Genomic DNA, 19807 nt, shown 5'->3' with positions numbered 1-19807 from the left:
CCGTGGAGCCAACCATGACTACACCAAAACAATAGAAATACAGGAAATTTGAACATAATTATATGTTTCTAATATCCTGTAGCAAAAGCTATTTCAATAACGTTGTTTGGATCAAACATCTCCTTAAAATGTTTAAAACTTTCAAGTCTGGACTGATCGTTTTGAACACGTGAAAGCAGGTCTAGTCCATATACTGCTATATCTTCGACAATTCGTTCATGCCGGTAATACGACAAAATAGTTTTATCGATGTTTGTTTTACCATAACCCTCGTAAAAATAATCGATTTCATGGGGGTTGTTCCACACATTGCCAACACCACCACCAATGAACATTAAATCACGTTCTTTGGGGGCTAAAATGGGTTCATCCCAATCAATAATGTAAATAGTCTCCTCATTAACAACTAGTACATTGCCCGCATGTATATCAGAATGGCACAATACATACTTCGTTAAATCAGGTTGAATTTTTTTAGATAGCTCTTCTGCAGAATCAACTAATTGATGAATTGTTTCGATATTTTGATTGAAAAATGATTTGAAGTCAGCAGTAATCTTATCATCTGAAGCATTCAATTCAATTTTACTATAAAAGGACCTGACTATTTCACGCCATTGAGTTGAGTACATCTCTTTTCTTAATTGCTCTTGAATCACGGCAGGAACTGAGGTTTCATGAATTTGTCTTAATACTTTTCCAAAATGGCTCCACTGCTTTCCTGTTAAATGCTGCATGAAGCCGTTTGGCGCATCAATAAACGGATACACAATTATTTTAACCTGGTCCAATTTCTGAAATAATTTTCCGTCGATTGTAGAGATAGGGAAAATAATTTCTTTCATTCCTGAATGATGCAAGAGACGAATAATTGAGAAATTAATTTCATTATGAACGCCATATTTAAGCTTTACAAAATAAGAATTGAATTTTGAATCTGCTTTATATCCAAATGCATTCATATCAGCACCACCCTGGATGAGTTGTGCTGCATGAATATCAATTCCATAATGAACGTTTAAAAGATCGATAATTTGTTGTTCTTGAATCATAAAAAGCAATTATGTTTTTTTAATTGGGGTTTAGCCAATTTTATTAAAGGAAGAATTGGACTTTCAAGTGCTTTAAGTAAGAACGGGAAAATGCTTGGACTTTTAACGAGCTGCTCGTACATAAACTGGATTGTACAGAAAGCTCTTTATAGAAAGAGAATATTCATTTTGCTGAGCAATTGGATAGTTCCAAGACCACTTTATATTTAAATCTACGACACCAAAATGGTTGTATTGGCGAACAAACATAAAAATTTAAATCAATTCCATTGAGTTATTTTAGATACAATTTAATCATCATTCCGTTTATAATATAGTCTTTTTTAGAATAGAGCATACCATGCCTTATAGAGATTTCTCATCTTTTCATAACATTAAATTATTATTTGGCAGTCCTAAAGAAGGTCTAAATTTTGGTTATACCTGCACCCCAAATTTTGAGCCTGTACAAAACCCCTCTTTCGATGATGATTTTTTTCTTTTATTCAGAAGAAGTGAATATGCTGCTCAAATTGAATTAGCTTGCTGTAAAATATTTAAAGGACTTATGGGGTATGGCCCTGAATTGGAAATTATTAAAGAAAACAATGAGTTTTTTATTGCGAGCAGGAGGATAAAAAATTTTAGAGAAGGGTGTCCTGATCTCAAAGAGCAAAGTGAATTTCAAAATATTAAAGGTTTAGCGGCAATGTTTATTATTTGCTATTTCCTTTGTGAAACAGACATGCATTCGGGTAATTTTGGCTTACAGGTTACAGGTAAGGAACAAAGAACATTCAGGATAGATATGGCAGAGTCTTTGGACTATGAAATGTTACGAACTACACTCACTTTATCGTCGTTACAAAAAATTCCCTACATAGTCGAGCAACATTATCATGGTGTAGATGAGAGCTCTTTGCCTCAAAATTATGTGGGCTCAGAGAGTTTTCAAAGTGAAAAAATAGCTATGATAAGGTTGATTGCAAATACTCCTTTTTCATTTTTTGAAGAGATCATTCGAACTACGATAACATCCGATTTTTACACACACCAACAAATAATGTTATATAAATGTCTTGCACTGGTTGAAGATGAAGAGGAAATTATTTCAATGAAGAATGATTTTTCTAACATAGAAGCTAGTGAATGTGACATTGAGTCTTTAATAAAATTATTAAAAAATAGGCATGAGCAATGGCAATTAGTAGCACTTGAAAAAAATCTTGATCAAGATTTTAGTTTGGCGAATCCCTCGCTCTTTATGAAAGAGATACATTTGTATTGTGGAAATACATCTGAAAGTGAAGGAGACGATGAACTTTCTTATTTAGATCAAGGGACAATCATGAATCACTCTTATTCTGGTATCGGTTTTTTTTCATCCCCCCAAAATGACGGGAATGAAGATAATCAATCTAAAGCTGATGATTTCACACCCAGTGAATATTTAAGTTAAATATAGGCAACGTCCCTAAATTTTTTTTATAGGATTTTCCAAACTGAATCTGAGCACAGATTGTTTAGGTTCGTTCGATTTGCCTCCTCTCCCGCGCTATGAATTTGAGTAGTATGATGATGCCTTTTCGCGGGACGAGGGTTGGGGAGAGGGAATGGAACAATCTGTGTTAAGACAACGAGCTCGTGATTTAAGGAAAAACAGTACTGATGCTGAGAGGCATCTATGGTGTTACCTTCGAGCGAATAGACTTGGATTTAAATTCAAGAGGCAAGTACTAATAGGTGAATACATCGTTGATTTTGTCTGTCTTGAAAAACGACTGATTATCGAGCTTGATGGCAGTCAACATGCGGACAATCAAATGTACGATGCAAAGCGTACAGATTGGCTAATGACACGTGGGTTTAAAGTGTTGCGCTTTTGGAATCACGATATTTTTCAGCAAACGCAATCGATGCTCCTCTACTTTAAAGTCAATAGTATACTCACAAACAATACGCCAGTGAGGTATATTCTGGCTGTTTTATCATATCGTGTAGCAATCCTTCTAAAGCGCTTAATTTTTTGAAAAAACGTTCAACAATATTCCTTTCTTTGTAAAGATGACGATCATGAGCCGCTGGCTTCAAGCGATTCTTTTTTGCTTGGAATAACAGCCTTTATTCCGCCCTCGGTTAACGCCTGACGAAAACTATCAATATCATAAGCCTTATCAGCCAAAAAAATTCACAATGTTCATGAGCCCAAACATCATAAACAAGCGATCATCCTTACCATGACGTCCTTTTGGCTTTGGAAGCAACTTTTCTAAACGAAACCACGCCTCATCGTTAATAACCATCCGTGACATTCCCTCTCCCCAACCCTCGTCCCGCGAAAAGGGCATCATCATACTACTCAAATTCCTAGCGCGGGAGAGGGGGCAAATCGAACGAGCCTGAAAACTCCGTGCTCAGATTTAGTTTGGAAAATCCTATAAAAAACTGTAGGGACGTTGCCTAGTAATTATGAGATCAAGGCGAAATAAGAAGCGTTTCTGAAGATATTGGATCGAATACAAAATTTGCAGGTTATGGATATATCACAGAAGCAATAATAGCTATTACAATGTAGCCGCCTATAATATCAATTTCTGTTTTAAAAGGTGATTATCTACAAAATTGGTTAAACCAATTGCACCTCCCAATTAATTTCGCGATAATCAGTAATTAATACACAACTGGTTAGCAAGCAATGCTGAATATTCTAGAGAATATTGATTTAACATCTTTAAACACATTGCACTTAAACTCAACAGCATCTCATTATATTGTCTTAAATCAAATCGAACAATTAGATGAAATCAGAGAAACTATTTCTAATTATTGCAAATTCTTCATTTTGGGAGGTGGGAGTAATTTAATTATACCCGCCCGATATCAAGGTTTAGTTATTCATAATGAGTTACGTGGTATCACAATTACTGATTTTGGCCAAGAAAAGATTGTTACGGCAATGGCTGGTGAGAATTGGGATGACTTTGTGGCTTATTGTAACCAGCATGGTGCTTTTGGGTTGGAAAATTTAAGCTTAATCCCTGGCACGGTCGGTGCATCGCCAATTCAGAATATCGGTGCGTATGGAGTCGAGGTTAAAGATTTTATCAAAGAGGTTGTGGTATATGATCTTCAGTCTGGAAAACTAGTTAGCCTTAGCAACAGCGAATGTCAATTTAGTTATCGGAACAGTTTTTTAAAAAATAATTCGCGTTTTATTGTTATTAGCGTCAGTTTTTCTTTATTAACGGAGCCCAATCTTAATACGAATTACGGCGATGTGGCGCAAAGACTCTCATCGTTAACTCATCCAACACCATATGACCTTCGTAACATAATTATTAGTATCCGTCAAAGTAAATTGCCCGATCCCAAGGAGTTGGGTAATGCAGGTAGCTTTTTTCATAATCCTATCATACCCAAAAAAATAGCGCAGAAGTTATGTATAAAAAATCCTAATTTGCCGGTTTTTCCAACACCTAATCCCGAGAAAGTTAAAGTATCAGCAGGGTGGCTGATTGATAGTTTAGGTCTGAAAGGATTGCGACAAGGCAATGTTGGGATTTACAAGGAGCATGCATTGGTTATGGTAAATTATGGCGGCGCATATCAAACAGAATTATTGAAATTTGCAGACTGGATTCAATCGAAAATTAAAGAGCATTATGATGTACAACTTAATATCGAACCCATTATTTTAGAATGAACTTCAAGACATAAAGGTCTGACAAATCTGCAAATCCTTTGCTGTTTTCATAGGGTCTGCTTATAACGAAAAGTTGCTAAACGCAGGCCAAGAGATGAAGTACCTAGCTTCCTTACTAAATTACTTTCTCTTGAGATCCCTGTAGAAGTTTTGATGTACACCAAGTGCTAATAAAATCCTTAATGCAGGATCCCACTCATAAGCTAAAAGAAATAGCCCTATCGAACTTTCATTAGCATCATGTTGAGAGACCTACGCTTGCTCTAATGAATTCTATAACATTCCAGCACGCCCAGTTTCATAATTTACAGTTTCTTTTGCCATTTCTATCTTTGGTTTAAGCTTGTCTAGATGTTTATTCTGCCACGTTATTTCTTTGCCTTGCTCCCTCGCCAATTGATTTAGATCATCGATAATTTCACCTAACTCATCAAGCCCCTCATTGGTCTTACCTAACAGCTCTAAATGTTTTTCATCTAATAAAGTTCTATCAACTGGTTCATTATATTGCTGTTTCAGTTTAGGTTCATGATGTCTTGGCAGTTCCTGCTTAATAGATTGAGTCAGAGTTGAGTGTCTTGGTGGTTCATCTTTTGACTTGCGACTGAAGGGGTGTTTCAAGAAATCAGGTATGGGAGGAAAAAAGCGAGATAAGCCATAAGTTTTTATATTTAAAATACTTTCTTCTGCCTGTTCAGCCTTATTTTGTATATTTTCTGTAATTTCCTCTATTTTTTGAATTTGTTTTGATTGCCCCTCTAAGGCTTCTACAGTATCTGCCCCTATTTCTCGAGTGTTTCGTGCCATACGCACAGCTCGCCCTACAGACGCCGCTGAATCTTCGATGACTTCATTGATCTCATGAATCTTTTTCTGAAAAAGTAGCTCATTTTTGTTTCTCATTGTTCAAATCCTCGTTCATTTTTATTGCAGAGTACTAAAACTCTTTTTACATTGCAAGAGACAAATACTGGTTAGGCCGATTGCACTTACAAATTGAATTTACCGTTCTTAGATCCAAGTTATAAGTGCAAGTTTTGATTATTAATTAATCAATCTGGTTGATATAATTCTATCGGTTAATTTTCAAATGGAATTTGTACGAAATGGGTTATAAACATTTAAATTATTTACAAAGATGTCAGATTTTAGCTTTTTGGAAAGCAGGGTATACGCAACGTAGCATTGCTAAAGAAATCGGAGTACACGAATCAACCATCAGCCGTGAGTTAAAACGTAATATCACCTTTGTACGTACAAGGCTTGGATCATGGCAATATAAACCTGACTATGCTCAAAACAACGCTAATCAGCGACATAAAAACAAAAATAAATTTATAAAATTTACTGATTATGCCAAAAGTTTTGTTCGCGAGAAGCTTCAACAAAACTGGAGACCAGACCAAATTAGTGGTTATGCAAAGAAGCATAATCTTTTCATTATTAGCGGCAAATGGATTTACCAATTCATATTACAGGATAAAAATAAACGCGGAAAATTATATCTTCATCTACGTCACCAGAATAAAAAATACCGTAAACGCTATGGCAGCCCAAAGCGACAAGGACCCATTAAAAACCGGCGTTTTATTGATGATAGACCTGTTATCGTTAAAGAAAAAAAGCGAATCGGGGATTGGGAAATTGATACCATCATTGGCAAACAACGGAAGCAAGCAGTGGTGAGTATTGTTGAACGTGTTTCCAAAAAAACCATTCTTAAAAAAGTCGAAACAAAAACTGCCGCAAAGGTTTCTGAAGCAACAATAGCTGGATTAAAGGATTTCTCTGGCTCTGTATTTACTATCACAGCAGACAACGGATCAGAGTTAGCTTATCATGAAAATATCAGCAAAGAACTCAATACAGATTTTTATTTTGCTCATCCATATTCATCATGGGAACGTGGATTGAACGAAAATACAAATGGTCTGGTCAGGCAATATCTAAAAAAAGGATCAAGTTTTGCTGGCATCACAGATGAATACCTTGCTCTTATCGCAGACCAATTAAATAATAGACCACGTAGAAGTCTTGGTTATGCATCACCAAATGAAGTTTTTACAAAAGAAATCAGCGACATGAAATGAAGATGGAAATGAACACTATGTTATAAAAAGGCGCTTGCACTTATGACTTGTAACCACGGGAATCCACGCCCCATTAAGTCTGATTATTTTGATAATCAGACTTAATGGAGTCGTAATATAAGCCCTTCTCTGGTTTTAGACAACAAACTGACAATGGTGTATTATTATACAATATGTTAGATCATTTATTATTCAAGAGCCACTCTTATGTCCCAATCACGCTTAGAACAAGAAAATTTAGAAAAAAGTAACAAGGAAGCTGTCTATGTTAAGATGTTAGTCAGTTTAGACCAAGAGAAGCAATTGGAACAAATTTTGATCATTGAAAGAGAAGAAGCAATTAAAAAAGATTTAATAAATGATTTGGAAAATGATGAGGATTCAGAAAAAGAAGCACTTGAAGATGCAATGTTGCTAAATAAACCTCAAAAAAAAGAAGAGGAAGAAGACGAGCCAGAATTAACTGTTGCAGTTCTAGTTTATGATAAAGATGGTAAGATGCTCGCTTACAGTATAGGACGGGATTGTGCTTCAGATACTTTTCATGATATTTCTCACCTAAATATAAATAAAGATGATTTTAGCAAAGATATGTTGGCGACGATTCGGGCTGGTGGAATTGCTGCAGTTGAAGAAAAATATCCCGGAAGTAGAACTTATCAAGACGGTATACTCGCAAACTTTTGTAATCAAAAATCAAAAGAACTTTATGGAGATGATATTTTTTCTTATTTAAGAGAGCGACGCCAAGCAGGAAATGCACGCCCAGAACCAGGGAGTACAGCAGGAAAAAATGAACATTCGCTACAAAATGATGAGCATACGGACGCTCCGCCACTCACAGCACTAGCTGATTCGATAACCAAGGAAAATAAAAGCTCCATGGATTTTAGTCTTGACAACATAGAGAGCACTGAAAGCTCTGAGATAGAGACCAACGATTCAGAAAAATCTATAACACCGCTTATAAAATGATCAATAACAGCTACTTGCATTATTCAAAGAATGAAACAAATTAGAGCAAAATAACTAACTAATGCTGATATTAATTATTAGAATTTTTGAGTTTAAAAAAGGGAGTGATACCTCGTATAGATATCCCCACCCTCTCCGTCTACATGAAGATTTTAAATCATTGAAGATACAAAATTTGTTGGTTCTTTTATTTCTTCGTCAGCAATAGGATTTTGATAAATATTAAATTTTACTAATATTGATGTTACTGAATTATCAGAAGGTAAAGACAAAAGATTACAAATAAATTCGGTAAGTGTTTTTATAAATCCAGCAACTGCATTTTTCATCTCTTGGATATTATGGAACCTATCAATGTCTTGATTGCGAATGTATGAAACATCTACGTTTTTAATCGTTTCTAATAAATGCTGAGGGTCTTTATGATGTTTTAATGCGTCTTTCATTAAACTTGAAATCTCAAGACAAGTATAACCACCATTTTCTATGAGTCTTTCTATAAAACAAGCCACTTCATGCTCATATTCATCTTGAGTCATAGTTTCTTTTAATTGTTGTAGTCGTAGAATTTTATCCAGAAGTTTTGCATCCGTACTTGTGTGAGTCGGATCGACCCACATCCCCGTGGTCTCATTTGTTAGTAAGTTCTTTACAGTGAGTGAATGGGTAAATCCAAAACTTTTGTTTAGGTTTTCATAGTACATGACAAAGTGATTATTTTTATATATTTCAAACATAAGGATTACCATGAAAGTAAAATGAATGGGCAGTTTATCATAAAATTATAATAACGCTTTTTTTGTAGACAAAAATATACATTTTTTTGCCACATTTCTGATTTTATCAACTGAGCAAGATATCAAGAATCAGGTTCAATGCCCCCGCAATTAAAAAGTTGAACTTCTCAATACTATAGATATACCCAATAATTATATTTCTTCAATTGGCATAACGTGTTGTATTTTTCCACTTAACTGTGCTCCCAAGGTTAAAATAGTAGGGAATTGTTTGATTATTGGTAACAGTAACGATCTACTCCAGGGTTTCATCATCGCTAATTGTGCGAAAAACGAGGCTGCGTGAATGCGGCTACTAAAATATTTACGCCACTGCTTTGTATAATACGCCCCGGCATCATCCCGATAATTACCTCCTCTAATATTCAGTTTAAAATGAATTAAACAGCGTGAAAGTAGCCATGCAGATTGCATTGCCATGCTAATTCCCTCGGCAACAATCGGATGAGCTTCTCCTGCAATATTGCCAACAAAAAAGATACCATTTTGATAGCAGCTGCGAATACCCGGTTTAATTGGCCCTACTGCTAACCAATTTCCTTCACGTTCTGCACAACCAAGAACTTCCCTGGCTCCACGACATTGGCTCAAAATGTACTGATAAACTGTATCGCCTGCATGTATTCCTGGATTTTTTAAACGTAACTCACGCAAAAGACTTCGGCGAATACAACACGAAAGCGTAACTTTCTCCATGCTACTATGAACAATTCCTCCATATCCACCTGGGAAAGCGAGTAATGGCATTAAATTTTCAGGTAGTGTGGCGTTTTTAAAATGTGCTTTAAATGCCAAGAGCTCAGAATCTCGATGCATTTTATTCTCTACTTGGTCAATTCTTTTTTCCCATGATCCATTTGCAACAACAATCAGAGAGGCGGTTATCATTGTTATTTTATTATTTCCTTTTACAGAGCAGGTGAATAATCCATCTTTTGATTGATGTAAGGACAGTGCTTCACAAGGCTGCCAAACACGTACTCCTTCTAATTTGGCCTTATCTATGAGTTTTGTATCAAGATATTCCCGTGCTAACGCCCTTCCCCATAGATTTTTTGAGGTTTCAGTAGAAGGCATATTTGCGGTCAATATAACATCATCAGCATATAAACCAACCTTTTGTATTTCCGGACCGCCATTCTTCAGATAGAACTCTTCCAAACCGAGTTTTTGCAATAGAGGTAAACTTGTCACCGATATAAATTCACCGCAAACTTTTCTTCGTGGAAATATTTTTTTTTCAACCAACCCCACAGACCATCCTGCTTCAGCAAGCAATAATGCGGTAGTTGCACCAGAAGGCCCTCCTCCAATGATAAGCACATCCAGAGTCATAAATTTTAATCCATAATTATTTCAGAATAAGAATACTCCACCAAAATGGGAAGTGCCATTTGATTTTATAATTTTTAATACCTGCTTGTTGCAGAAAAAAATCCAGTTCTGTTCTAGTAAAACTCTTTTGAATCGATAGTAAGCCATCATGGGTGATAAGTCGGTTTCTAAATAATACAGGGCTGATTATTTTATATAGCCAATAAGCAATAAAGTTTCGATGTAGATCATTAATTATCACAGCTTTAAGGGCTGTATCATTCGCTTTTATTAAGAGAGAGACTAATTCTTCATCATTCAGGTGGTGACATACCAAATTAAGTAAAATTATATCGACACTTGTCTTGATTTCGAGCTCTGGTTTCAATTGGATTTGAAATTTAATTTGAGTACATCCATTTTTTTGTTGCCAATTATGCAATTCTTCTTCTGCAAGCTTAATGGCATCTTGAGAGATGTCTAACCCGAACATGCGCATTCCAGGGAAATATTTAGCAAGATGAAGCAAAAATAAGCCGCCTCCACATCCCACATCTGTCAATACAGAATTAGAAGGAAATTGTCGAAGTAAATTGACTGTACTTTTAAAAATACCCATCATCCTATTGATTTTAAATAACTTTTTTAATGATTGTTCATACTCTTGAGGTGTATAAAAATCCTGACCGAGATCAATAATTTCCTTTTCCTTTGATCGTACTTTTAATTTGGCCATTTCAATTTAAAGAAGTTAAATTTTAATTCTGCATCCTATATTTAATTATTGCAATAAGTGATTTGTGCTATAAATAGACCTATAAGCGATAACAAATTGCCTGTATTGAGGGAGATGTTTTCAAAAAGGAAAAAAATGCAATCAAAAATTACTGCAATTGGAACAGCAAACCCACGATTTAAACGAACTCAAGCAGAGATCGCGGATCTTATTTCTGTAGGATTTCATCTTGATAGCGTACAAAAAAAGGTACTGAAAAAAATTTATAAATCATCAGGAATTGAGACCAGATATAGTGTATTAACGGACTATTGTAAGCAACCAGGAGAATTTGAATTTTTCCCTAATATTCCTGAAGAGAGTTTTCCATCTACTTTACAGCGAATGAAGTTATATAAGGATAATGCGCTTAATTTAGCTTTGGCTTCCATCGAGAACTGCTTAAATAGCGTTCAATTTGACAGCAAAAATATTACTCATTTGATTACAGTCAGCTGCACTGGCATGTATGCTCCTGGAATTGACATTGAGATTATACAAAAGCTTAATTTATCTTCATCCATAAAACGTACTGCGATTAATTTTATGGGATGCTATGGAGCGTTCAATGGTTTAAAAGTAGCAAATGCATTTTGTCAAGCAGAACCCAACTCCAATGTGCTCTTAGTATGCGTTGAACTTTGTACGATACACTTTCAAAATACCTTTAACATAGAGAATATAGTTTCAAATGCAATTTTTGCTGACGGAGCTGCGGCAGTCTTGATTCAGGGGCAAACTGATTCAAACAAATTTTTGAGTATAGAGTCATTTTATTGTGATTTAGTTCCGCAAACGAACCAGGACATGGCATGGACTATTACAGATTATGGATTTGATATCATACTCAGTTCGTACGTACCCGAAGCAATTCAATCAGGAATTTTCCTGTTTACTGAAAAACTATTAAAACAATCTAATTATTCTTTTGCTGATATAGATTATTTCGCAATTCACCCTGGTGGAATTAAAATTCTCCAAGCATGTGAAAAATCATTAAAAATTTCCACTCAAGACAACCAATATGCTTACGATATATTAAAAAATTATGGGAATATGTCTTCTGCAACGGTGTTATTCGTTTTAAAAAGTATTTGGGATAAATTAAATAATCAAGATATAGCGAAGCATATTTTCAGCTGTGCCTTTGGGCCTGGGTTAACTTTGGAATCCATGATACTGAAAATACAGTATGCTTAAATGATACCTATATTTGATTAAAGGGTTTCTGTAGATCTCCATAGACAGAGTCATCAGTAAACTCTATTGGCATCCCCCCTGATCCAAATAAAGACGTTATTGAATTTCCTAAAGAAAAATCAGCATTCTCTTTCTCATAATAGCGATGGCTAATTGCAGCAATTTCTTCATCTAATATTTTATTTGCATCATTTAGCCCAGCTCGATCTGGCACTTGATTATCAGCTAAATTCAATAAATTCCATAGATTGTAACGCAACGTTCCATAGGATTCATTGCTTAGATTTATTCGCTCTGCTTTCGCTTTAAAGGTACGACCTTGCTCATCTTTCATTTCGGCAACTTCAGCCAGTCCTCCTAATTGATGAATGATGCTAACAAGCAGCTTAATATCCTTAGTATTAATTGTTCTAATGTCTCTAGCTTTATATAACAATTTGTGAACAGCAGCTCCTGAAATTGAGACATCATGAGCAACTAAATAGCTGAGCAAGTGTAAATCCCTCGACCTACAGGCCTGATCTAAAGCAAAATCTCCGATTGCATTAATAGGATAAGTAAATTCAACACCATGATTAACGAGAATATTTAGCATTGTGAAATCAATTGTTTTCTTAGATAAAACCGTGGATAAAGCAGATTGATTTGTGGGGATGATAATTGTATTAATAAAATTTGGGTGTAGTATAAGCATCTCTTCTGCTTGTTCGTAGAGATTGTTATAAACGGCATCAACAAGTGTATAAAATTCAGGCTCAACACTATTGTGTTTTACATATATTACTTCAGGAGTAACACCCATTTTAATCCTCAACTAAGGTAATAAATAATGTCAAACGAGATAAAAAAGAGTACAAAGAATCAATTACTCTGTCAACAAAACTATTTTATATCTTTTCAACTGAATGAATTTACTACATAAAATCTATCAATACTCATATTGTCCTCAGTAGAAATGATTTACATTCCTCTTAATTTTTCCTTAATTTTTTCGAGGTATATTAGGCAACAATCATACTTAGAGAGGCCATCAGGCATGCTAAGCTATAAAGATATTATTGCCTTGGTAAGTAAAGCTGCTCAAGAAACCAGAGAACGTGTTGTTTCTGCTTCAAATAAAACGGCTAATTTAGTCATAAAAGTATCTGAGAATACTCGTACATTAATAATACAATCAGCTGATGAAACAAGAATTCAACTTGAAGAAAAACTCCTAGAAAAGGACGGACTTTTAAAAAAAACAAATAAGACCAGTGCCTCTTCTATAATATCTTCTGCACTTGTGCAAGATACACCGCTTCAATCGAAAAATCATTCTCTTGAAACATTATTCTTTTTAATAAGTCATGAAATAAATAAAAGTGATAAAGATCGAAAGCAGCATTTGAAAGCGATGCTTTTCAAAGCTATTTTGAGCAAAAATATAGCACTCTTTAAAGAGCTCATGATAGAACTCGATCTTTATGATGTATTATCTTTTGAACATTATACAAATCTTTTGGATTTGCATATAAAAGCACCTCTCGTCATTTTGAACTCCCCTGTTTTAGGTTACGTTCAAAAAGAGCTCGCTAAAGAAGAAGTGAAACCATTAATTTCCCTATTATTAAATGTATTTCAATCAATACCTGAATCATCAAATGGTAAACCAAGCATTTGCCTTAGCATGCGTGCAAAAAAGGAATTACTTCCTAGGCTTCTGGAGAAAACTGAAGTCCAAGTCAGAATATCCGTACTTTCGCAACTTACCGACTTATCTTTTGATTCATTATTGCCTGGTTTTAGACCCTCTATTGGTGATAAAAATTACATACCGGTGTTAATCACTCACAAACAATACCTACAAGTTGTAACTAAAGGAGTAGATCAATCAATTTTCATTACCTTGACGATCGGCTATTTAAAGTCAAATAATCTTGCTTCAAAACAATTTTTACAAAAGCTGTCTGCTAATTACTTATTTGTTGACTATGAAGCGTGTATTGAAGCGATTGAACAACATTTCCAAAATCTAGCTTTACCTAAAGAACTCCCTGTGGGATATGAGAAGTTTACTCGTTCTATATGTCAAAAAGTTAGAATGTGTGATCCTAAAGAAAATGATACTCGACGTTTTTTTGAAACACGCCTTGCACAATACATTAATGGGGTAACTCATTCGGAAGAAACCATATCCAGTAATAATGTAAGTGATTCATTGAACGATTTATTTGATGACACTAAGTTAAGATTCCAAACGCTAAATGCTACGAACAAGATATTATATTTTTTCCTTGGACCTGAAGGCATTGTAAATTCTCCCATAGAAATGGAAAGAAAAATTAGTATTTTTGCAAACGGATATAAGGATAAAGAAAAATACAATCCAGAAAAACTGGAACATTTTATGAAGTCTTGTCATGTATATAATAGAAGAGACCGAGTAGCAAGAGCAAAATCAACTGGAATTTTAGAAAGAAAATTTGAGACTTCTGCTGATAAAGTTGGGGCTGATACCTGGAACTCTTCCGGCGGCGTAATGCGTTCGACATCTGCTACGTTCTATGATGCGCAACGTGTCCCCATGCGGAATATGTTGGTAGACACCAGTGAAGTTTCCCCTAAGAAGGATGTCGAACCACCTCAGTGGTTTTGGTCTAATAATCGCTCTCGTGCAGCCTATGTGGGCTCAGTCTCGGGGCACACCTGTAATATTGTGTTTATGCTCAATTACTATATGCAAGAAAATCGAAAGGATCCAAATTTAAGTCAAGATATTAATCTATTTTTGGTGCAATTAGTGGCCGTATACGCAAAACGCGGATATCATGGCATGCTTGAAGTTATAGATGTTTTGCATGACCCAGTAATTCAAGAGGTTTTTAAAGAAAATAATGTCACTCTGGATTTAACCAAATACTTCAGTCTTGAACCTGATATTGGAGCTTTTCTTGAGTATGCAATGAATGATACTTCGATTTATGCTCAGGTTTTAGCAAGCAAACAGCATTTAAAAAAGGAGTTAAGTATATTCTTTACTCCCGTAGTGTCTGCAAATAAGAATGATGAGAAATTAGAACACCCGGAAGAGTGCAAAATATCTAACGGTAAGACAATTAGATGATTTATATTGAAACAGGGTAAAAAATGGCATTAATATCTCAACAAATAAGTAAAATCATTTTATTAAAACTATTTCTACAAATCGTTTTATTTATTTTTCCTACGCTATCAGCTGCCAATGTCAGTTTATTTAATTTAAGGGAAAACAGCATGCATGAAAAAATAAATGTTACAGATGTACGTAGCAGTTATCTTAACTCAATTAAATTCTTTAAATATAACTATCCGAAAGATCATTGGGCTATAGATTACACTAAAGCTGGAACATCAATTGCGCACGTAAAGTTAAAAGGTAAATACAATTATTCAATTATTTTAAATCCTACTGACTGTAGAGGATACAGAACCATAATAAGATACCTGAATGACAGTAACTCAGATATTCCTTCGGCGCTGAATCGTCCATATACAGTTGCTGAAGAAAGAGGATTAAATGAAGTGACCGCAATGATGGAGCGAGTCTATGAAAAAATGGGACTCATCCCCCAATTTGCTCAGCTAGGCAACAACTCTCACTCCTTTGACGAGAAAACACGCGAAACTATTATTGGAAATGAAGAAGAACCAGGTATGCTCCATCTTCATCTTTGGGGTAGAGGTGATCCTGAGCATGAATTTATTGCGGGAGTTCCTTTGCGAGGTCCCAAACCAGGATTGATGTTTGATCTGATTGCAAAATCCAAGACGGAACCAACGAATCAATTTGCGATTAAATGGGATCCTAAAGAACTTGAAATTGCCTTAGCTGCATTTAAAGATATGTTGTCTCTTTACTTAGAATCAGATGAGTTTAAAGAAGAGTTTAGTGACTCTTTAGAAGTTTCAATCGATATGACCAAAGCGCCTTCAATTGAATGCTTATGAATACTTACCTGCGATTAATCAATAAATAAATTTATACATTGTTGAATTATTATAAGTGTTTCAGCATAAAATCTTTCCTTTCAAATATCCAATACGGCTATCAAATTTTCGATATATGATAGCCTATAGACTAATATATTCTCATTAAACGAAAGATGAGGAGCCTCTTCAATGACGATTAACACGTTGTGGAACCTATTCATTATAATCTGTTTTTTTACTTATCATCTGACGGGTTTTACCGCCAGCAACAGCATTCAATTTTTCTACTCAAATAACAATCAAATCCTTGATCTCGAAAACGCATATCAGCGTTTAATAGGAAAAGAGCAGCATGAGCTCAAAAGGATTGCTATCCATGTATTACAAAAACAACATCTTGATTTAGGCGAATTTAAAAATGCCCTTGGTACTTATACTATGCACGAAGAGCAACAGTTTACAGCGGAAAACTCAGAAATATTTTATGTTTCCCCCTTACAGAAATTATCTCGAAAAAGAACTTTTCTTATCGCATCCATTTTGGCAAAACAACTTAAGCAAGAAAGTGTCGCCGTTTTTATTCCGAATCATACAAATGCAATTGGACATATTAAGTTGGTTTTTAATTACAATAAACTTACTATTACTGATCTAATCCCATTAACTCATAAACTCCCCGTCTCATTTAATCATGCGTTTACAATTAACTTAAGAAAAACACACTCCGGATTTGAATCAGCAGAAGTTCATTCAATTGAATGGATTGGCAGTAATCTCAATAGCTCAGTCATTAGAAATCTCTTCCCTTTTGATAAGGTACTTTCTTATAGCGGTGAAGCCTACCTGGTTTTTAATAATGGGATATACCAGAAATTGTAATCATTATTTAATGAACACAATTCCCAGCGTCAGTGTAGCACTGAAAAGCCTGGAAGTATTTCTATCCCTTCTTATTTGGGCCTATATCTAAAACTCCAGAGAATTACCGTTTTCTTCATAGAATTGTAAAGCACACTCAGGGCGATATTTTCTTTTATATTTTTCATACTTGGATGAAAAATCCTCTCGGTGCATATTAGCCCTAAAATATTCAATAGCATCTTCATCGCCAAAATGTACAGAAAGGTCAAGCCAGTCAAAACCAGCAAGCCAATCACATTCTAGTTTGGGAAACTCGACCTCAATGTCATCATCCATTTCTTGTTTCAATGTTTTAAGATCAGCAAAAGCGACAAGTGCCAATTCTAATTGAGCACTGCTATACCGTTGTTTACCGGAATCCGAAACAATCCGCCTAGCTATAATCAAAGTATTTCGCAAATATTCTTCAAAAGAAATTCGTTGCTTGGGAGTTTTAAAAAATCGTTTCATTCTATAATTGAAAAAAAAGAATTAATTATGTGTAACTTTCTTTCACATGTAAATGCTTTTTTAATAAAAATAGTTCGCTATCAAGTCGTTATACGAACTACTGGGTAGGAGCCTAACTCATTTAATCTTAATTGGCTTTACGCGAATAGCTTGCCCTGCATAAGCGAGCTCTTTAGATGTTGGAATTAATTCGAGTTCTTCTGTTGCAAGATTAATCAAAGCATCACTAATATGGTGTTTAGCATCTCATCCAGCGATAATTTTAATTAACTATCCAATTGAACATTAATATCACGGGCATCAGATAAACCATGATCATCAACTATTCTGACAACAAATTTTCCTGGTTTTGCCTTCCACAAGTAAGACTCTCCTGCTTTAGTTTTTGCAATAAATGTTTCATTAATAAACCAATATACATTAGCAATGCCTGCATCAGTTACTGCAGTAAGAGGAATTGTATTATTTTGCTGGGAATCAGCACGAATAATATAACTGATACCGTTTTGAGGTGAAGTAATGTGTGGATTAATACCAGCGTTTCCAGATAAGTTACAATTAGACTCAAAAAATGGTGGAATATGTCTTTGTATTCCAGCCCGTTTAAAAATACTCAGTAAGTCAGAAGGCCAAAACTCAAAAATTTCAAAGCGGGTATTTTCATCGATGTGACAAGTACGCAAACCGGTTTTGCTATTAATAGCAACCTCTCGATATATTGTATCTGTTTTTATTGGTGATTTTCCAGGAATAAACCAGCTCCAGTCAGTATCTTTGCAATAACGAGTAGGAAGCATCCCAGAGGCCTTGCATACTTCTACTTTCTTTAAATTCATCTGTTCTGGATGTTTTTCTAAAGCATGTATGGGGCCACGTTCATGTTTTAATGCATCAACTAACTCAAAAAACAAGGGAGCTGCAATATCTTTACCAATGAATGCTGGATTAGATTTATTGTCAAAATTTCCCACCCATACTGCTAAAACATAGGGCCCAAATACTCCTACTGTCCAAGCATCGCGATAACCTGATGAAGTTCCAGTCTTCCAAGAAATTGGCAAACGAGACCATGTTCTGGAAACATCATCCATACGTGGAGTATTTTTAAGCATATCCAATACAAGATAGCTTGACTCTGGACTAAGCAAACGAATCCCTTGGGGCCTCGCTTCATTTTTAAAAGTACGAATTGGATACCAAAGTCCATCATTTGATAACATAGCATATAAACTGACGAGCTCTTTCATCGTTAATTCCACGCCACCCAAGCTCAGTGATAGGCCGTAGTATGATTCAGAACGTAATTGACTGATTTGAGCTTTTTCCAATAATTGATGTAATGTTGGATTAGACAATTGATTGGCAAGATAAATTGCGGGAATATTACGACTCAAAACTAAAGCATCCTTAGCTTTAATAGGCCCCATAAAATCATAATCAAAGTTTTCTGGGTTATAACCATTAAAACTATGGGGGACATCTTTTAAAACCGTATCTGGGTGAATTAAGCCTTGATCCAAAGCCAACCCATAGATAAATGGCTTTAGTGTGGATCCTGGTGACCGTTTTGTTTCCGTACCATTAATTTGTCCGCTAATACTTGGATTAAAAAAATCAGCCGAACCTAACATACCTTTAATACCCATATCTCGGGTGTCTACCAGTAAAACAGAGGCATTATGTACACCAATACCCCTTTTTCTGGCGAGATAATGATGCGTAATCCGTTCAATAATCATTTGGCTACGATAATCCAAAGTTGTATCAATACTTTGCTGTTTAGTTTTTAAATCATACAAAATTTCATTCACAAAATGTGGTGCACTAAAAGGTAGCATATGTGTATTTTGCATCACCAAAGGTAAAGCAAACATGCCCTTTTTATTGAGATCTTCTGGGTGTTTATGTAACCATCGTCCTAATAAATGATCTCTAATATTTTTTAATTCCTTATTATTAGGTGTCCTTTTACCGGGATTTTGCGGGATAATGCTTAAAGTTAATGATTGAGGCAAAGTGATTTCATTTACAGATGTTCCAAAATATACCAAGCTTGCTGCCCCTACTCCTTCAACATTGCCGCCATAAGGCGCCAAATTTAGATAAGCCTCCAAAATTTCTTTTTTGCTGTAGTGCATTTCAATTTGTATGGCACGGATGATCTGTACTAATTTTCCCGATATTTTTTTTGAATTCATACCATAACGCATCCGTGCAACTTGCATGGTAATTGTTGAAGCACCTATTCTACGCGATTGTGCGCCATACGTTTGCCATACGGCTTTTATTGTGGCCCAAGGATTAACGCCATAATGCCAATAGAAATATTGATCCTCTTGCAATAATGTTGCTTCAATAAGCTGATTTGATATTTGCGATAAAGGCGTGAACAATCGATATTTCTCATCTGGGCTTAATGTCAATCTCAATAACTTATGATTGTCATCATAAACCGCTATAGAAAAACTTACGTCGTCTAACAAAGTAGGCTTTGGTAGAAAAAATAATAGCAAATAGACGCTGACAAATAACACAACAAATATTATGCTAAGTTTTTTAAATATTTTGTTCATAGTCGCTATTATGCCCTAAATAGAATAAAA

The 19807-nt window shown here is 35.2% G+C and carries 19 protein-coding genes; 9 read left to right on the top strand and 10 right to left on the bottom strand.

The features are described 5' to 3' along the window. Window positions 1-68: 68 nt before the first annotated feature. On the bottom strand, window positions 69-1052 hold the full coding sequence (locus tag BW930_RS09595) for a phosphotransferase (protein WP_058469115.1): 984 nt from the start codon (window positions 1050-1052) through the stop codon (window positions 69-71). A 340-nt stretch (window positions 1053-1392) separates the two neighbouring features. Here BW930_RS09595 and BW930_RS09590 point away from each other — a divergent pair, with 340 nt between their 5' ends. Both BW930_RS09590 and BW930_RS09585 read left to right on the top strand, forming a co-directional pair. Beyond that, complete coding sequence (locus BW930_RS09590) at window positions 1393-2490, top strand: hypothetical protein (protein WP_058469114.1); 1098 nt, start codon at window positions 1393-1395, stop codon at window positions 2488-2490. A gap of 154 nt (window positions 2491-2644) precedes the next feature. Next, complete coding sequence (locus tag BW930_RS09585) at window positions 2645-3061, top strand: endonuclease domain-containing protein (protein WP_082647085.1); 417 nt, start codon at window positions 2645-2647, stop codon at window positions 3059-3061. Window positions 3062-3205: 144 nt separating this feature from the next. On the opposite strand, the gene BW930_RS09580 is transcribed toward BW930_RS09585, so the two are convergent. Beyond that, entirely contained in the window at window positions 3206-3385 is a 180-nt protein-coding gene (locus tag BW930_RS09580; protein WP_076547511.1) for a hypothetical protein, read from the bottom strand. 341 nt (window positions 3386-3726) lie between these two features. On the opposite strand from BW930_RS09580, the gene murB reads away from it, so the two are divergent. Continuing rightward, entirely contained in the window at window positions 3727-4734 is a 1008-nt protein-coding gene (gene murB, locus BW930_RS09575; protein WP_058468873.1) for a UDP-N-acetylmuramate dehydrogenase, read from the top strand. A 120-nt stretch (window positions 4735-4854) separates the two neighbouring features. Here the strand turns inward: murB and BW930_RS17445 are convergent, their stop codons facing one another. Next, on the bottom strand, window positions 4855-4956 hold the full coding sequence (locus tag BW930_RS17445) for a type II toxin-antitoxin system RelE/ParE family toxin (protein ID WP_265657897.1): 102 nt from the start codon (window positions 4954-4956) through the stop codon (window positions 4855-4857). Window positions 4957-5007: 51 nt separating this feature from the next. After that, complete coding sequence (locus BW930_RS09565; RefSeq protein ID WP_058468874.1) at window positions 5008-5637, bottom strand: SNARE domain-containing protein; 630 nt, start codon at window positions 5635-5637, stop codon at window positions 5008-5010. A gap of 203 nt (window positions 5638-5840) precedes the next feature. Between BW930_RS09565 and BW930_RS09560 the strand changes: the two genes are divergently transcribed. Both BW930_RS09560 and BW930_RS09555 read left to right on the top strand, forming a co-directional pair. Continuing rightward, a complete protein-coding gene (locus tag BW930_RS09560) occupies window positions 5841-6824 on the top strand; it encodes an IS30 family transposase (protein WP_058468875.1) in 984 nt (327 codons plus the stop codon). A gap of 207 nt (window positions 6825-7031) precedes the next feature. Continuing rightward, window positions 7032-7799, top strand: coding sequence for a hypothetical protein (locus tag BW930_RS09555; RefSeq protein WP_058468876.1), 768 nt, complete (start codon window positions 7032-7034; stop codon window positions 7797-7799). 152 nt (window positions 7800-7951) lie between these two features. Here the strand turns inward: BW930_RS09555 and BW930_RS09550 are convergent, their stop codons facing one another. From BW930_RS09550 to BW930_RS09540, 3 genes are all read right to left on the bottom strand, one after another. Beyond that, complete coding sequence (locus BW930_RS09550; protein ID WP_131756882.1) at window positions 7952-8536, bottom strand: hypothetical protein; 585 nt, start codon at window positions 8534-8536, stop codon at window positions 7952-7954. Window positions 8537-8728: 192 nt separating this feature from the next. Next, window positions 8729-9931 carry an NAD(P)/FAD-dependent oxidoreductase gene (locus BW930_RS09545; RefSeq protein WP_058468878.1) on the bottom strand — a complete coding sequence of 401 codons (1203 nt, stop codon included), beginning with the start codon at window positions 9929-9931 and terminating at the stop codon, window positions 8729-8731. Window positions 9932-9947: 16 nt separating this feature from the next. Next, window positions 9948-10646, bottom strand: a complete 699-nt coding sequence (locus BW930_RS09540; RefSeq protein ID WP_058468879.1) for a methyltransferase — start codon at window positions 10644-10646, stop codon at window positions 9948-9950. Between the two features lie 135 nt (window positions 10647-10781). On the opposite strand from BW930_RS09540, the gene BW930_RS09535 reads away from it, so the two are divergent. Further along, the gene (locus tag BW930_RS09535; RefSeq protein WP_058468880.1) at window positions 10782-11885 is read left to right on the top strand and encodes a type III polyketide synthase; all 1104 of its coding nucleotides are present in this window, start codon (window positions 10782-10784) and stop codon (window positions 11883-11885) included. Between the two features lie 7 nt (window positions 11886-11892). Here the strand turns inward: BW930_RS09535 and ankJ are convergent, their stop codons facing one another. Next, window positions 11893-12687 carry a Dot/Icm T4SS effector AnkJ/LegA11 gene (ankJ, locus tag BW930_RS09530; RefSeq protein WP_058468881.1) on the bottom strand — a complete coding sequence of 265 codons (795 nt, stop codon included), beginning with the start codon at window positions 12685-12687 and terminating at the stop codon, window positions 11893-11895. Between the two features lie 234 nt (window positions 12688-12921). Here ankJ and ceg14 point away from each other — a divergent pair, with 234 nt between their 5' ends. The 3 genes from ceg14 (at window position 12922) to BW930_RS09515 (ending at window position 16712) form a co-directional block, all read left to right on the top strand. Continuing rightward, complete coding sequence (ceg14, locus tag BW930_RS09525; protein ID WP_058468882.1) at window positions 12922-14988, top strand: Dot/Icm T4SS effector Ceg14/sidL; 2067 nt, start codon at window positions 12922-12924, stop codon at window positions 14986-14988. 23 nt (window positions 14989-15011) lie between these two features. Beyond that, window positions 15012-15851, top strand: coding sequence for a hypothetical protein (locus BW930_RS09520; protein WP_058468883.1), 840 nt, complete (start codon window positions 15012-15014; stop codon window positions 15849-15851). A 171-nt stretch (window positions 15852-16022) separates the two neighbouring features. Continuing rightward, a complete protein-coding gene (locus BW930_RS09515) occupies window positions 16023-16712 on the top strand; it encodes a hypothetical protein (RefSeq protein ID WP_058468884.1) in 690 nt (229 codons plus the stop codon). 87 nt (window positions 16713-16799) lie between these two features. Here the strand turns inward: BW930_RS09515 and BW930_RS09510 are convergent, their stop codons facing one another. Together BW930_RS09510 and pbpC are read right to left on the bottom strand one after the other, a co-directional pair. Continuing rightward, window positions 16800-17204, bottom strand: coding sequence for a protein-tyrosine phosphatase family protein (locus BW930_RS09510; RefSeq protein ID WP_058468885.1), 405 nt, complete (start codon window positions 17202-17204; stop codon window positions 16800-16802). Between the two features lie 266 nt (window positions 17205-17470). Beyond that, on the bottom strand, window positions 17471-19777 hold the full coding sequence (pbpC, locus tag BW930_RS09505) for a penicillin-binding protein 1C (RefSeq protein WP_058468886.1): 2307 nt from the start codon (window positions 19775-19777) through the stop codon (window positions 17471-17473). Between the last annotated feature and the right edge of the window lie 30 nt (window positions 19778-19807).

It is taken from the genome of Fluoribacter gormanii, from assembly GCF_900156395.1.
GTDB lineage: Bacteria > Pseudomonadota > Gammaproteobacteria > Legionellales > Legionellaceae > Legionella > Legionella gormanii.
The sequence above is the reverse complement of the archived record's forward strand: the minus strand, read 5'-3'. Positions and strand labels throughout refer to the sequence as shown.

Bases quoted from the DNA above. Each gene is read 5' to 3' on its own strand.
- BW930_RS09595 (WP_058469115.1), bottom strand. From the start codon at position 1,052: ATGATTCAAGAACAACAAATTATCGATCTTTTAAACGTTCATTATGGA.
- BW930_RS09590 (WP_058469114.1), top strand. From the start codon at position 1,393: ATGCCTTATAGAGATTTCTCATCTTTTCATAACATTAAATTATTATTT.
- BW930_RS09585 (WP_082647085.1), top strand. From the start codon at position 2,645: ATGGAACAATCTGTGTTAAGACAACGAGCTCGTGATTTAAGGAAAAAC.
- BW930_RS09580 (WP_076547511.1), bottom strand. From the start codon at position 3,385: ATGATGATGCCCTTTTCGCGGGACGAGGGTTGGGGAGAGGGAATGTCA.
- murB (WP_058468873.1), top strand. From the start codon at position 3,727: ATGCTGAATATTCTAGAGAATATTGATTTAACATCTTTAAACACATTG.
- BW930_RS09565 (WP_058468874.1), bottom strand. From the start codon at position 5,637: ATGAGAAACAAAAATGAGCTACTTTTTCAGAAAAAGATTCATGAGATC.
- BW930_RS09560 (WP_058468875.1), top strand. From the start codon at position 5,841: ATGGGTTATAAACATTTAAATTATTTACAAAGATGTCAGATTTTAGCT.
- BW930_RS09555 (WP_058468876.1), top strand. From the start codon at position 7,032: ATGTCCCAATCACGCTTAGAACAAGAAAATTTAGAAAAAAGTAACAAG.
- BW930_RS09550 (WP_131756882.1), bottom strand. From the start codon at position 8,536: ATGTTTGAAATATATAAAAATAATCACTTTGTCATGTACTATGAAAAC.
- BW930_RS09545 (WP_058468878.1), bottom strand. From the start codon at position 9,931: ATGACTCTGGATGTGCTTATCATTGGAGGAGGGCCTTCTGGTGCAACT.
- BW930_RS09540 (WP_058468879.1), bottom strand. From the start codon at position 10,646: ATGGCCAAATTAAAAGTACGATCAAAGGAAAAGGAAATTATTGATCTC.
- BW930_RS09535 (WP_058468880.1), top strand. From the start codon at position 10,782: ATGCAATCAAAAATTACTGCAATTGGAACAGCAAACCCACGATTTAAA.
- ankJ (WP_058468881.1), bottom strand. From the start codon at position 12,687: ATGGGTGTTACTCCTGAAGTAATATATGTAAAACACAATAGTGTTGAG.
- ceg14 (WP_058468882.1), top strand. From the start codon at position 12,922: ATGCTAAGCTATAAAGATATTATTGCCTTGGTAAGTAAAGCTGCTCAA.
- BW930_RS09520 (WP_058468883.1), top strand. From the start codon at position 15,012: ATGGCATTAATATCTCAACAAATAAGTAAAATCATTTTATTAAAACTA.
- BW930_RS09515 (WP_058468884.1), top strand. From the start codon at position 16,023: ATGACGATTAACACGTTGTGGAACCTATTCATTATAATCTGTTTTTTT.
- BW930_RS09510 (WP_058468885.1), bottom strand. From the start codon at position 17,204: ATGAAACGATTTTTTAAAACTCCCAAGCAACGAATTTCTTTTGAAGAA.
- pbpC (WP_058468886.1), bottom strand. From the start codon at position 19,777: ATGAACAAAATATTTAAAAAACTTAGCATAATATTTGTTGTGTTATTT.